The following is a 12,776-nucleotide window of genomic DNA, read 5'->3' as shown; positions in this document are numbered from 1 at the left end:
AGTATTGCCAATAATACCGTCGTTTAAGTACCTCTCTCACTCCACCATTGCCAGTAACGAGGGGAGAATGGACGGGAGGGCAGAAACTGTCACGTCTCTAGTCTAGTTACTGTTATCTAAACCTACTACAACTAGTGGAGTTTTCGTTAGTGCGGGTATGGTTTAACGTACAATGTATTAAGAGTATCGCTAATTAGAGAGGGGGTCGTTGACCCCCTCCAGTTGTTGCAAAGGTTTACTGGCAATAGTGGAGTGTGTGTGTTTTATAAGTGGATGCGACACTGGCATAATTGGTTCGAGTGGTGGGTTAGTGGTGATACTGGAACCCATGGTTTTATGATGGTTCTTCGTCTTGAGTCCGCCTATGGGCCGATTCAATCGAGAATCGTTCATCATCCAAGACAAAGACGTCCTCCGGGATGATTACCAGCCAGAGACACTCGAGGAGCGGGACGAAGAACTCGACGAATATGCGGCCGCTCTCCGTCCCGTCATTCAGGGCTGGCAACCGAACAACGTCTTTCTCTATGGCGTTACCGGCGTCGGGAAGACAGCTGCTACGCACGATCTTCTTGAGGAGCTGCAAGAATCCGCCGGAGAGTACGACGACGTCGATCTCAACGTTATTGAACTCAACTGTACTGGCTGCACCACATCCTATCAGGTAGCGGTCAATCTCGTGAACGAGATTCGCTCTCCTTCTCACCCTCTCACCACAGTCTCGTCTTCGCGCGAACCGATGAGCGAAACCGGGTATCAACAAAAACGCATCTTCAACGAACTCTACAACGACCTTGAGTCGATCGGTGGGACTATTCTCGTGGTTCTGGACGAGATCGATAACATCGGCTCGGATGACGATATTCTGTACGAGCTTCCACGAGCACGCTCGCAATTGGATCTCGATGTGAAAATCGGTGTGGTCGGCATCTCGAACGACTTCAAGTTCCGAGAAAACCTCTCTCCGAAAGTCAAGGACACTCTCTGCGAAGAGGAAATCTTGTTCCCTCCGTACGACGCGACTGAACTGCAGAATATTCTCAAGCACCGAGCCGATATCGCGCTCTACGACGATGTCCTCGAATCAGATGTAATCCCATTGTGCGCAGCATTCTCTGCACAGGACTCGGGATCTGCTCGGCAGGCATTACGGTTACTCCGGAAAGCAGCTGATATCGCCGAGAACGACGCGATGGCGGGTGGAGAGGCGAAAATCACCGAAGACCACGTTCGGGAGGCCGAGCATCAGATCCAACGACAACAGGTTGTCGAAGGGATGCATTCGTTGACCCGGCAGGGGCAATATGTATTGCTGACTGTCTGTCAGCTAGCGGCAGAGGGAGAAACACCCGAACGGACGAAACTGATCTATGAGCGCTATCGAGAGGTTCTTCGTAATCACGGCAGTGAACCACTGAAACGCAGGCGAGTACACGACCACCTGTCGGATTTGAGCCTCCACGGGATCTTACGGTTGGTCGACTCGTCGAGTGGACGCGGGAACTACAACGAATACGAGCTTGATGTCTCTCTGTCGTCGGCCCTCGACGCACTCGAGAGCGAACTAGGTGAGCTCAACGACATTCGTGAAACTGCCAAGCGGCATCGGGTTCTGGAGTGACTTCTCAACCGCCAACACCAGTACTGCCAATACCCTCTCCACTTTTGCCAGTAACCGCGCAACCGTCAGTGCCAGTTTCTCCAGTACCCTCTCCGGTGTTGCCAGTAACTTCCTTGTTCTAATCAATCCGACTAGTTACTATCAGGACCACCGTTGCCAATTTCATCAAATAGCGTCTTGTCCTCCGATTTTACTGGCAATAGTGGAGTGTCTGACAGCATTTAAACGAAATTTCATTTACGAGCATTTGCAATCGCTCTTCAGTGGGCTACTTATCGCGTAAGGGTTCGTGGTTCGAAGACCCAATCTTGCACGGATTCACCCCGCACTTACTACTCGAAAACGGGGGATGTCTTCCTGTTCGAGTTCATTCGTTGTCTGGGCCATCGGTGAACAGGATTTCGTGGAGAAACGACAGAAACGTCGGGGGTGGGAGTAACCGATTCGTCTCTGTCTACGGGTATTCCTGATCACTCACGAGAGCCTCGGTACACTCGACGAGGTCGTCCTCAGTCGTCCACCGGCAGAGACGCCTAGCATCGTTGAGCATCTCGAAGATCGCGGTCTGCATTCCACTGTAGGGACTCTCGACGGCTACGTTTGTGTCGATCGCGTCCACATCTATCGTATTGTACGTCGTGTTTGAACACGTGCGTCTTCGCGAAGTACTCCTCAAGGGCTGTGAAGTAGCCCTGCTCGACGAGGAAGCAGCCCTGGGCGTGTTCGGTGACGCCCAGGATGACGTCTGTATGATCGGCGAGCAGCCGGAACTTGAGGTAGGTATTCGTCCACTCGCTTCGAATGTCGATCATCAGGAACGCGTACGCACCGGGCTGTCGGTTGAGGCGATCTTTTACGAGCTGGAGAGGACGGATTTCGGGTTTCCCGTAGCTGCCGAGGACAAAGTACGAATTCTCAGCTGAGAAGATCGGCGTGAGCTCCGCAACACTCTGTTTCAGCGCTTCGTATTCTTCCGGTGTGGGTGAGGCTTCGTGCAGATACTCGTCGGCTTTCTCGACGAGTTCGTCGACAGTGACCGGATCCTCACTCATCAACTCGGGACTTCTCTCGTACCCTGCGTCTTTCACTTCGCAGACGGGGTGTCTCCCCGAACAACTGGCCATCCGACTGAGGTACTAGTCCGTCTACTCGTCCGGATTTACTGGGGATTTGTACTTTGATTTGACGCGATCTCCTTCCCGCCACTGCCAGTAGTAGTAGCGGTTATCGTTGATCTCCTTGATCGTGATCGTCGCCTTCGTCGGGACATCATCGGGGAGGTCATCGGGTCGCTCGTCGATCTCGTCTTCCTCCTCCGCTTCGGCAAGGCGGGCCTGGCGCTCGCGATGCTCGGCGAGGTCCTCGGCATAGTGGGCAACGTCTCGGAGCAGCTCGGGTGAATAGTCGTTGAGTGTGTCGATGACGTCGGTGGGGAGGTCCGCTGGGGGCGTCGGTGGCTCGTAGGACATGGGCCGATCTGTGTTAACCAACAAAGGCGCAAACCGCATAGTTTTGTTGGTTAAGCCGCTACCAACGGCTCTCACCGGTTCTCCAGCAGCTGTATCAATACTCGAAACTCTCCATCAAGGAGTTTCGTCTGATGTTACAGTAGCCTCGGGAGATCTCGAACGCTGGGCGATCCTACGAGTTCGAGGGGAGACGCCCATCAGGTCGTGGGACCCGCCCCTGCTTGATCTCCTGATCGACTCGCCGGAGGTGTTTACAGCCGCCCTCGGGCGTACGCTTCCGCCAGTCTGGACACGTACACGACTCGCTGATCACGTCGACTTCATACCAGTTTCCGGACGCCGATCGGACCTCATAGCGGCCACCCTTTTCGAGCAGCGAGACGGCCATCGATTCGTCGACGGCACGTCTGGTTCGCGGCTCGAGGTCGTCGTGCTGGGTTGAGTGCTCCGTGACGACCATCCGATCGCGTACGTCGCCGGTGCGGCCGCCGTCTGGAGCAACCGCAGCCTTGGGATCCTGGAGACGATCCGCAAGCAGGGCCTCAACTGGATGGCCCTCCGGCCACAGATAGTGGACTTCCCGCCGCTCGCGATGGTCGTAGGAGCCACAGGCGGCAGCGCTCCCAGTCCAGACACGCCACGCCCCGAGTGCTGCCATCACGTCGACGATGACTCGCGGAACAGCGTCGTACTCGTCGGGGTAGAACACCCGGAACCGAGTACACTCCTCCTGCGGCGGAACCGTCTCCCACCACTCGACGTCGTCGTCCCAACTGTTGCACATCGCGTCGTCCTCTCCGTAGCCGACAGTCACGCCGTCAACCTGCGGTACTTCCACCGATGTGTCGTCAGCCTCTCCTTCGAGCAGCCGAAGGACGGCGTACCTGAGATACTCGTGTTCCGGATGGTCCGAAGATTGGGCGACCTGCTCATGGTGCTCTGCGACTCGCTCTGCCTCGTCGAGAACGGTCGTTAGATATCGGTCGGTCATAGGTCGGTGGAGACAGGAGTGCGCCTCCGCCCTTCGGCGGGCGCTGAAAAACTTAACCAACGAATAGCGATCCATCGTATCCTCTGTTGGTTAATTCATCTCCGCTCAAATTCTGAGCCGGATCGGATTACCGGAGCCAAGAATGGTATATCTGTATAGAGATAATTTTATAGGGAATACGGGGGACAAGACTAATACCGTTAGATGCGATACCAATAACTAGCGATGATGGAGTACGTCGACGAGACCGCGGCGAAGATCATGGTCGCGGCCCGGCCGGGTGACTCGATCCGGCGAATCGCCCAGAAGATCGACGGCTCCTACTCGTGGGTCTACGACTGGATCGAGCGGTTGGAGGACGCAGGCTTCATCCGGCGTGAGGACGGCGTTTACATCGAGAATTACGCTGTCAGGGATCGCTACTACGATCTCGTCGCGGCCATCTCTCGCGCTGTTCCCCCCTCGATCGACGACGGCTACGTCATTCCGCACTTCGCCGGGATGCCCTTTGCGTACACGAAAATCGACGGCGTCTACGTCTGGACCCACGGCGGCTATCAGATCGCCCGCGGCCACGACGACTATCCGATCTTCATCCAGGTCGCCGATCAGGACGTCGAACAGTGGACGGCGTTCTTTGATGAGTTCGGGATTCCGAGCCGGATTGAAGAGCGGCCGGATGCGAGCGACTACGACGCGACCGTCTCGTACGTGTTGTTCCCGACGAGTGGGGAGATCACTCGCGAGTGGGTCGACGGCAATCCGGTCATTCCGTTGGACGAGACAATCGAGCACATGTTGGAGTACCGGGTGAACTACGAGCCAGCGTTGGAGATGATCGCCGACGAGTACGACCGTGATATCGACGCGTCCCACGAGGATCCGCGTCTCAATGCATGAGCCTCGGCGAACGCGAAGACGAGCTGCTGGACACCCTGGAGACAGTCATTGACGCTGACCTGCCGTACGTGCTCGTCGGTGGGTGGGCGATCGCGGCGTTCAATCAGCGCTTCACCACGGACGTCGACGTCGTCATTCCGGCACAAGCGGTCGACGACTACACCGACCTTCTCACCGCCCGCGGCTACGAGAAAACGGCCGACGTCGAGCGAAACGAGCTCTACGAGGGCCGTACTATTCGATTCACGAAAGACATCGGGAATCCGGTTCGGTTCGACGCGATGGTGGACGCGCTGGGCTGTCGCCAGACGGAAGCTGAATGGTCGTATCGCTATCTGGCCCAGCACTCCGTCACCCAGGAACTGCGAACCGGGCGCCCGGTAACAGCCAGGATTCCGGAACGGGAGTTGCTGTTTGCCGTGAAACTTCACAGTGGCCGCAAGGCAGACTCCCGGGATCTGGTGGTGCTGGCTGCTGACGCGGATTTCGACCGGATCGCGACCCATCTTCATCGCGGGGTGTCCAAGAAGCTCGCTGGTCGCATCGAGACTGTTCTCGACCGGCTCACGTCGGAAGATTTTGCGGACGCGTTCAAAGGGGTCTTCGAACAGCAAACGGTTCCCGAACAGGATATCGATGCCGTCGTTGAGTTCCTTCGTGACCAGCAGCGCCGAATCGATTCTGAACTATAACATCGACTGCCGGTGGGGTATGTCTTGAGACCGATCGAAACACGCAGGGTCGGACGCCGAACGAATTAACCAACAGAGTGGGATAGTACCCTCCGGCGTTGGTTAACAGCCGGGAAGGAGGTGTTCAGCCGTCTACAACTGTCCCGATGACCTCCTGCGCGGTCGAACTGATCCGGCCGAGTCGCTCCTGAATGCTCTCCGCATCGTCGTCCTGCCACGCGGCAAGATAGAACGCTGATCCGCTCGTATCTAGGTTGAAATACCGCCCGACGATGTACGCAACGGCTTCGGCTTCGATCTCGCGTTTTGCACGCTCGGGTTCGTCGTCGACATCGAAATGGAGCAGTGCGTGGGCGTACTCGTGAATCAACGTCACGGCGAGATCGGCCTGATTTGAGCGGGCTTTCGCTTCGACGACGGGTTGGCATCCGTGGAGAGTCCGGTGTTTGCAGACGCCTTTCGCGTCGCCATGCTCCCACTCGGCAGCGTCGACGACACGGACGTCGATATCGAGCGTAGCTGCTGCATCAAGGAGCGCTGGCACCAGGTCGTCGGCGTCACCAGCTGCCTCGGTTTCCAGCTCGGGGAGCGGTTCGCCCTCGGTTTGAGACACATCGAAGACTGCCGTTGGTTTGAATCCAACCAGTCCTTTCGACCACTCCTCGGGCGGCGTCTCGTCGTACTCACAGTCACTGTCCTCGTGGTAGCTCGGCGAGTTCTCGCATTCCGGGCACTGCTTGGTGATGATCGGCGCCCAGATCCAGATGGCCGACTCACCCTCCTTGACGTGGCGGTCGAACTCCTCCTGCCACGTCCGGTAGCCAGCCACCCGGCTCGCCTCGGGACACTGTCGCTTGATGAGGAGCGTGTTCCGGTAGGAGTAGTCGTGGAAACGACTCTGGACATCGAGCCACTCTTGGAACTCTTCGCTGGCCTGCGCGTCGTCGACGCCGGCGACAAGGTCGTCGATCCACTGTTCGATGGTACTGTTCATCTCGTCTGATCGCGTGTCGGTCTGGTCGAAGGAGACCGACGAGTCTCTGGTCGTAGACATCGTGATCACCGAATCGAATTCACGGCGACTGCGTCTGTTCAGACCGCACCGCACCCTTCAGGGGCGTCCAAAAAACCGCTCTGTCGGTTAGCGGAGCTCGTGACGTTCGTCTGCAAAGCCGACCGTAACGAGGTACTCGAGGAACTCGTCGAACTGCTCGACGTCACTGGGCGTGTCGGTCGCAAGATGACGCGCCCACTCGATGGCCCACTGGAAGGCGGGATCCGTGCCGCCCTTGCCGTGAATGTACCACCACCGGGCCGCCTTGAGAACCACTATGGGATTCGTCGGCGGCTGCTCACCGGCGAGCCCACGGGTGATGGATTCGATTTCGTCGGGGACGTCGGCTGGATCGACCTCCGCTGATTGCGTGTTGTCGATATCGACGGGAATATCGTCGACCGAGACGTTGTCGGGACTCTGTTGTTGACTCACTGGAAGTCACCTCTGAGAGCTTTCGAAGGAGCCCTCGCCCTCTCTGGGGGCACGAAAAACAGGTCGCGAAGTCACGCCGGCGGGAGGTAGACGCTCTGATCGCCGGCGATTTCCTCTAGATTGTTCCGATGACGGTGGCTGAAGTAGCACTCGTAGCTGCAGTATCCACAGATTGCGCCGGTATCGTACTCGGCGACGTACGGGCCGCGGCGGGTTCGCCAGACGTTCGTCCCGCACTCGGTACAGGCGGCGTCCTCGAGATCGGCAGGGCTCGGTCCCTCGTACTCGACGTTGAGCCCCTCGTCTTGCGGTGTCGTTTCGGGCCAGATTCCGTGCGCCCTCCAGAACTCACGGACCCGAGCGAGGCTGTGGCGCACCGTCTTTCGGACGGTGACGTGGTCGGCGTCGCGACCGCTGTCGTCCCAGCCGTCGGCCGTCCAGAACTCACCGAACTGTGCGCCGCGATGCAGCCCGTTCCAGTCGACGCCGACGATATCGGCCGGTGGCTCGTCAGTGAGTGTCGGTCGGGTCAACTGTCGAATAGCGTCGAGCTGCTTGGGCGGACTCCCGCCGAGAATGTGGACGCGCCGCCCTCTCCAATCGGCTGGATCGGAGAAATCGTGGGCCAGGCGGTCGGCGTATCCCCGTGAATACCCGAGGACGAGGTTCTCAGGTATCGCGTCGATCACCGCCCGCGACTTCGGAACGACGATGAGCTCAGCTTCGGGGTAGCTCGCTTGGATTTCACGAGCAGCAGCGACGTGGGCGTCGACGTCGTCGATTTCGTCGACGTCCCCGATGACCCCGACACGTGGTTCGTACTCGAAAAAGCGGTCGACGAACCGCTCCAGATCGGGATCCCGAAAATCGTTGTCGAGCATCCCGACAGGAATCTCGAGGTTCAGGTACTGGTCCGTCTGGTACCCACAGTCTTCCCGAAACCCGGGGAGAAATCCGAGGGCGAGAGAATCGGCGACGAATGGGGCTCGATGGAGGAACGCCACATGGTCCGCTTGTCTGGCGACAGCGATGTCGCTAGCCGTGCTGGAGTCTGGACTCAAACCGAGGGACATAACGGAACTCGCGAGGCGGCTGTTGGTCGCCCCGCGCCCATTCAGGGGCCCGAAAAACCGCGGCACAGCATATTAACCAACAATAGGGAAACTCACGCGGAGTGTGTTGGTTAAGGACAGCGCTTACCCTTCGTCCTCACGCAACTCTTCAGCTTTCCACTTGAGCCGGCGCAGAATCTGCGTTCGATTTTGGTGGGCGTTCTCGTAGGCTACACACTCTTGCAAGGTTTCCATATCGGGAATCGTCGCGATCCCTGCCTTGATCAGGCCCGTGTTCGGTGCTTCCAGACGCTTCTCTGGAGGGAATTCGTCGCTCTCTTCGTCGTCAGTGGTTCCCATCTCAAAGAGCCTCCACCCCTTTGGGGCCGACACAAACAACTCTCCGGACGATAATGTCCACCTCTAATAGAGATGAAACCGATACAACGGTTACCGTAATGGTCATTCCCCGCGAGTGTTTACAGGCCCGCATGGAGCGAAAGACGATCTCAGTCACCGGGATGTCCTGCAACGGGTGCGAACAGAACGTGGAGACCGCCCTGCGAAACCTCGATGATGTGAATCGGATCGAGGCCGACCACGAAGCTGACACGGTCGACGTGGTCCTCGAGGATGGAGTCTCAGACGACGACGTGAACGCGGCAATCGAACAAGCTGGCTACGACGTAGTGGCTTAATCGGCTGTCACTCGGCCGTCTCCACGCTCGCCGTCGGTGCGGTCGTCGAGGGCGAACTCGGTGTTGACACCCTCGCCGGAGAGGAGCTGACCAGCGAAGCTGTTGGCGAGGACGGCCGAGACGGACAGCACCATCGCGAGCATCGCGAACACCGGGTGAACGAGCCCCGTGGTCGCGGCGGCGACACCGACCCCGTTGAACGCGAAGGCCGTCGCGAGGTTCTGACGGGTCTTCCGGTAGCTCTCGTTCCCGATCTCGTAGGCGTCCATCACGCCACCAAGCCGGTCGCCCATCAGGACGATGTCCGCCGATTCGATGGCGATGTCGGTCCCGGCGCCGATGGCGATCCCGATGTCGGCCTGCGTGAGTGCGGGAGCGTCGTTGATGCCGTCGCCGACCATCGCTACGCGGTGACCCTCGTCCTGCAGGCGACCGATCTCTTCGCGTTTCTCGTCGGGCAGCACGTCGGCCATGACGCGGTCGATACTGACCTCCTCGGCGACCGCGTCTGCGGTGCGCTCGTTGTCTCCAGTGATCATCACGGGCGTGATGCCGGCGTCTCGCATCCGTTGGATGGTCGCAGCGGCGTCGCTCTTGACCTCGTCACCGATACCGATCAGACCGAGTAGGTCACCGTCACGAACAACTCCGGCAACGGTGAGGCCGTGGCCCTGAAGTCGCTCGATGTCGTCGCTCCCCTTCGACAGGTCGATCCCCTCGTCGCTGAGCCATCCCGGTTTCCCGACCAGCACGTCGTCGCTGGCCACGGTTGCCCGGACGCCCTTGCCGGTCACGGAGTCGAAATCATCGGGGTCAGCGTACTCGACATCTTGCTCGTCGGCGAACTCGAGGATCGCATCTGCGAGCGGGTGTTCAGAGAAGGCCTCCGCGCTAGCCGCAGTCGTGAGTACATCCACCTCGTCGGCACCGAACGCGACGACTTCACTGACGGCGGGTTCGCCGACGGTGATGGTGCCGGTCTTGTCCAACACGATGTGGTCGACGTCGGGAAATATCTGGAAGGCGTCACCGGAGCGCATCAGGATGCCGCGGTTCGCCGCCTTCCCGCCACCCCGAATTAGGGCGAGCGGTGTCGCCATCCCAAGCGCACACGGATAGCCGAGGACGAGAACCGCCAAGGCTGCGAACGCCCCGCGCTGGACGTTGGGGGCTGCCCCCCACGCGAGTGGTGCGACCACCCAAAAGAGGAACGAGAGCGCGGCGATCGTCAAGACGCCGGGGACGAAATACTTGAGCACGCGGTCGGCGAGCTGGATGATGCCGGGCTTCATCGCCCGCGCCTCCTCGATCTCGCGGGCGACCTGGTTTAGGAACGCGTCCTCCCCGGTTGCAGTTACTTCGATGAGCAGCGTCCCGGTCTCGTTGACGCTGCCACCGATCACCGCGTCGCCGGCGGCCTTCTCTTCGGGAATGGACTCGCCGGTAGCGACCGACTCGTCGACCATCGATTCGCCCTCGACGACCGTGCCGTCGACGGGGATGTTTTCGCCGGGCTTGACGCGGACGCGATTGCCAACGTCGAGGTCGTCGACAGGGACCTCCTCGACATCACCGTCATCACTGACGCGGCGTGCCGTGTCGGGCTGGAGGTCGAGAAGGCCTTGGACGGCTCGGGAAGCTCGCGTGCGGACGATGAGGCTGGTGTACTCCGAAAGGATGTGATAGGTGGTGATGAACACGGAGACGGCGAAGAAGTGAACGGTCGGGAAGCTCGGGAAGACGAACAGGCCAAGCAGTCCACCCACGAGTCCGGCGAACGCGCCCGCTTCCAGGAGGACGTGCTGGTTGAAGATACCCCGGCGCACGCTCTGGAAGGCTTTCTCTTTGATATAGCGGCCGGGCCCGAACATCGTCCCGAGTGCCAGCCCCAGAGTCACCAGATCCATCCCGAGAGATGTTGACTCGAAGCGCCCCATCACGAAAATCATCCATCCCATCAGGGCAGCGATAACGATGGATGCGCCACCGGTGATGAGGAGGCGACGCTTGCCGTCGGAGAGTTCGGCCTGCTGTTGCTCGTACCGCTTCGCTTTGTCAGGGTCGCGGATGGTGTACCCGAGGTCTCGGAGCGTGTCCTTTACCTCGACCTCGCTCAGCAGGTCGTCGTCGTATTCGACGAGAACTTCCTCGTGGGCGAGACTCACGTCGACGTCCTCAACGCCGTCGGTTCGACTGTAGGCCTTCTTGATGCTCTCGGCACAGAACGAGCAGGACATCCCCCCGACGTTGAATTGGTCGTGTGTCGTTCCCATCGTACCTGTTGGTTATCGTGCGACGCGGATAACCATTATGACGAGAGTTATAGCGGTCTCGATATCATACTACCACTGTCGTTGGAATGGCGTTACTCTTACTGTCGTTGTCCGTCTATGTCGTCACAAGAATGGCGCTCCTCGAATCTGACGTGCCGATCCGCGAAGTCGTGACGACGGACCCGGAGAAAGCGAAGGCACTGGAGAACGATGTCCGGGTGAAGATCCTCGACATGCTCGCAACCGAGGAAATGACGATCGAGGAGATCCACGACGAACTGCATCGTCGTGGCGAAGAAAAGGCGGAGACGACGGTGCGCCACCACGTGAACGTCCTGAAGGATGCGGGGATGGTCGAGATTGCCCGGCTCGAAGAAGCTGGTGGGGGGACGCGGAAGTACTACAAGTCGAACACGCGGATTTTTTCGTATGACCTACCAGAGGACGCTGAGCAGACGCTCGCTGGGGCGCAGGAAACCGCGGCAGCCGAATTAGCAGGGCTCGTTGAGACGCTCTATGGGGAGCACGGCGACGACATCGAAGCGGTGGCACGAGAAATGAAGCCGTGCGAGTACTGTGCAACACAGCATTACGAGGAGTTCGTCCTCCGTGAACTGCTAAATCGCGCGCTTATTGACCTTACTGAGAATGGGACGCTGGAGAGTGTTCGGCGTGATTCAGAAGACGCCGGCGATGAAGCCGAGTCCCATGACGATGAGGACGGTCGCTGAGAACAGCGGCAGGTACGGTGTATACCGCTCGACTGTTTCTTCGTACTCCTGATAGCCGGCGATGAGGAGCATCGTTAACCCGACAATGCCGACGATGACCGTCAGCGCATACGCAGTCATCAGCTCCAGACAGTACGTCGAACCGGCACAGAGGCCGATAATCTCGAATTCTTCTTCGTGAGCGAACCCGAGGACGAATGCGAACCAGGCGATTCCGAGGAGTCCGCGGTCGGCGTCAGGAGCCGGATCGGTCCCGTGCTCGTGGGAGTGCCCTCCGATTTTTCCAAGCCGAATTTTCACCCGTGTAAGGAGCCCATCCGGGGAGTGTTCGTGCGTGGGTGGCGTGCCGTGACTGTGGTGGCTCGACTGCTCCTCCGTATGCTCATCGTGGTCGTGTCCGTGGCTGTCCTCGTGCTGGTGAGAATGGCCGTGCGTGTACTCTCGAATCCCGAGTCCGATGAGTAAGACGCCTGCGACGATGCTGACTGGACCGCCGATGGAAACGCCGCCAAGAATCGAGATCGGCTCGTTCACTTGGGTCAGCTGAAAGTAGGATTTCGCGTAGAAGAACACGCCGACCATCGCCAGACTGCTAATGAGGTGGCCGATGCCGATCAGCGAGCTGGCGGCGAGTCCGTAGAGCCACTTATTGGATTGATCGAGTGCATAACTCGCGGCGACCGGCCATCCGTGTCCGGGCTCGATGCCGTGCACGAATCCGAGCGCAATCGCGCCGACCAACAGTGGAAACGCCTCGCCGTGGAGCATTCATATATTCCTCTATCCCTGCGCTGTATAGCGGTTGTTAAGACTGAAACGTGAATTCCGTAATAATCGAGGGGTCAAGACAGTAGGGGATC

13 protein-coding genes and 1 pseudogene are annotated in these 12,776 nt (G+C 59.0%); 5 read left to right on the top strand and 9 right to left on the bottom strand.

The window, feature by feature from the left end:
• Nucleotides 1-364 precede the first annotated feature (364 nt).
• Nucleotides 365-1,621, top strand: coding sequence for an orc1/cdc6 family replication initiation protein (locus SM754_RS16245; protein ID WP_004594472.1), 1,257 nt, complete (start codon nt 365-367; stop codon nt 1,619-1,621).
• Between the two features lie 454 nt (nt 1,622-2,075).
• On the opposite strand, the pseudogene SM754_RS16240 reads toward SM754_RS16245, so the two are convergent.
• The 3 genes and pseudogenes from SM754_RS16240 to SM754_RS16230 all read right to left on the bottom strand — a co-directional run bounded on the left by SM754_RS16240 (nt 2,076) and on the right by SM754_RS16230 (nt 4,081).
• A pseudogene (locus SM754_RS16240) lies at nt 2,076-2,673 on the bottom strand (DUF8170 family protein).
• Between the two features lie 93 nt (nt 2,674-2,766).
• Complete coding sequence (locus tag SM754_RS16235; protein ID WP_004594473.1) at nt 2,767-3,090, bottom strand: DUF6788 family protein; 324 nt, start codon at nt 3,088-3,090, stop codon at nt 2,767-2,769.
• A gap of 172 nt (nt 3,091-3,262) precedes the next feature.
• On the bottom strand, nt 3,263-4,081 hold the full coding sequence (locus tag SM754_RS16230; RefSeq protein ID WP_103992931.1) for a hypothetical protein: 819 nt from the start codon (nt 4,079-4,081) through the stop codon (nt 3,263-3,265).
• A gap of 228 nt (nt 4,082-4,309) precedes the next feature.
• Here SM754_RS16230 and SM754_RS16225 point away from each other — a divergent pair, with 228 nt between their 5' ends.
• Both SM754_RS16225 and SM754_RS16220 read left to right on the top strand, forming a co-directional pair.
• Entirely contained in the window at nt 4,310-4,981 is a 672-nt protein-coding gene (locus SM754_RS16225; protein WP_049909607.1) for a helix-turn-helix domain-containing protein, read from the top strand.
• The gene (locus SM754_RS16220; protein ID WP_103992930.1) at nt 4,978-5,673 is read left to right on the top strand and encodes a nucleotidyltransferase domain-containing protein; all 696 of its coding nucleotides are present in this window, start codon (nt 4,978-4,980) and stop codon (nt 5,671-5,673) included. Before SM754_RS16225 ends, SM754_RS16220 begins: the two co-directional genes overlap by 4 nt.
• A gap of 124 nt (nt 5,674-5,797) precedes the next feature.
• On the opposite strand, the gene SM754_RS16215 is transcribed toward SM754_RS16220, so the two are convergent.
• The 4 genes from SM754_RS16215 to SM754_RS16200 form a co-directional block, all read right to left on the bottom strand.
• Nucleotides 5,798-6,727, bottom strand: a complete 930-nt coding sequence (locus tag SM754_RS16215) for an ArdC-like ssDNA-binding domain-containing protein (RefSeq protein WP_135830603.1) — start codon at nt 6,725-6,727, stop codon at nt 5,798-5,800.
• An 87-nt stretch (nt 6,728-6,814) separates the two neighbouring features.
• Nucleotides 6,815-7,162, bottom strand: a complete 348-nt coding sequence (locus SM754_RS16210; RefSeq protein WP_089649951.1) for a DUF8013 domain-containing protein — start codon at nt 7,160-7,162, stop codon at nt 6,815-6,817.
• A 71-nt stretch (nt 7,163-7,233) separates the two neighbouring features.
• Nucleotides 7,234-8,235, bottom strand: a complete 1,002-nt coding sequence (locus SM754_RS16205) for a DUF6610 family protein (protein WP_011222476.1) — start codon at nt 8,233-8,235, stop codon at nt 7,234-7,236.
• A 123-nt stretch (nt 8,236-8,358) separates the two neighbouring features.
• The gene (locus tag SM754_RS16200) at nt 8,359-8,574 is read right to left on the bottom strand and encodes a DUF8129 domain-containing protein (RefSeq protein ID WP_089649990.1); all 216 of its coding nucleotides are present in this window, start codon (nt 8,572-8,574) and stop codon (nt 8,359-8,361) included.
• 131 nt (nt 8,575-8,705) lie between these two features.
• Between SM754_RS16200 and SM754_RS16195 the strand changes: the two genes are divergently transcribed.
• Nucleotides 8,706-8,912, top strand: a complete 207-nt coding sequence (locus tag SM754_RS16195; protein ID WP_049938502.1) for a heavy-metal-associated domain-containing protein — start codon at nt 8,706-8,708, stop codon at nt 8,910-8,912.
• Here the strand turns inward: SM754_RS16195 and SM754_RS16190 are convergent.
• Nucleotides 8,909-11,185, bottom strand: coding sequence for a heavy metal translocating P-type ATPase (locus SM754_RS16190; protein ID WP_135830602.1), 2,277 nt, complete (start codon nt 11,183-11,185; stop codon nt 8,909-8,911). The two genes, SM754_RS16195 and SM754_RS16190, sit on opposite strands and share 4 nt — an antisense overlap.
• A 131-nt stretch (nt 11,186-11,316) precedes the next feature.
• On the opposite strand from SM754_RS16190, the gene SM754_RS16185 reads away from it, so the two are divergent.
• Nucleotides 11,317-11,916, top strand: coding sequence for an ArsR/SmtB family transcription factor (locus SM754_RS16185; RefSeq protein WP_103993006.1), 600 nt, complete (start codon nt 11,317-11,319; stop codon nt 11,914-11,916).
• Here SM754_RS16185 and SM754_RS16180 read toward each other — a convergent pair.
• The gene (locus SM754_RS16180) at nt 11,863-12,684 is read right to left on the bottom strand and encodes a sulfite exporter TauE/SafE family protein (protein WP_103992928.1); all 822 of its coding nucleotides are present in this window, start codon (nt 12,682-12,684) and stop codon (nt 11,863-11,865) included. The two genes, SM754_RS16185 and SM754_RS16180, sit on opposite strands and share 54 nt — an antisense overlap.
• Nucleotides 12,685-12,776 lie beyond the last annotated feature (92 nt).

Origin of the sequence: Halorubellus amylolyticus, assembly GCF_034808145.1 — an archaeon.
GTDB lineage: Archaea > Halobacteriota > Halobacteria > Halobacteriales > Natrialbaceae > Halorubellus.
Note: the sequence above shows the minus strand (reverse complement) of the source record. Positions and strands in the feature narration are given on the sequence as shown.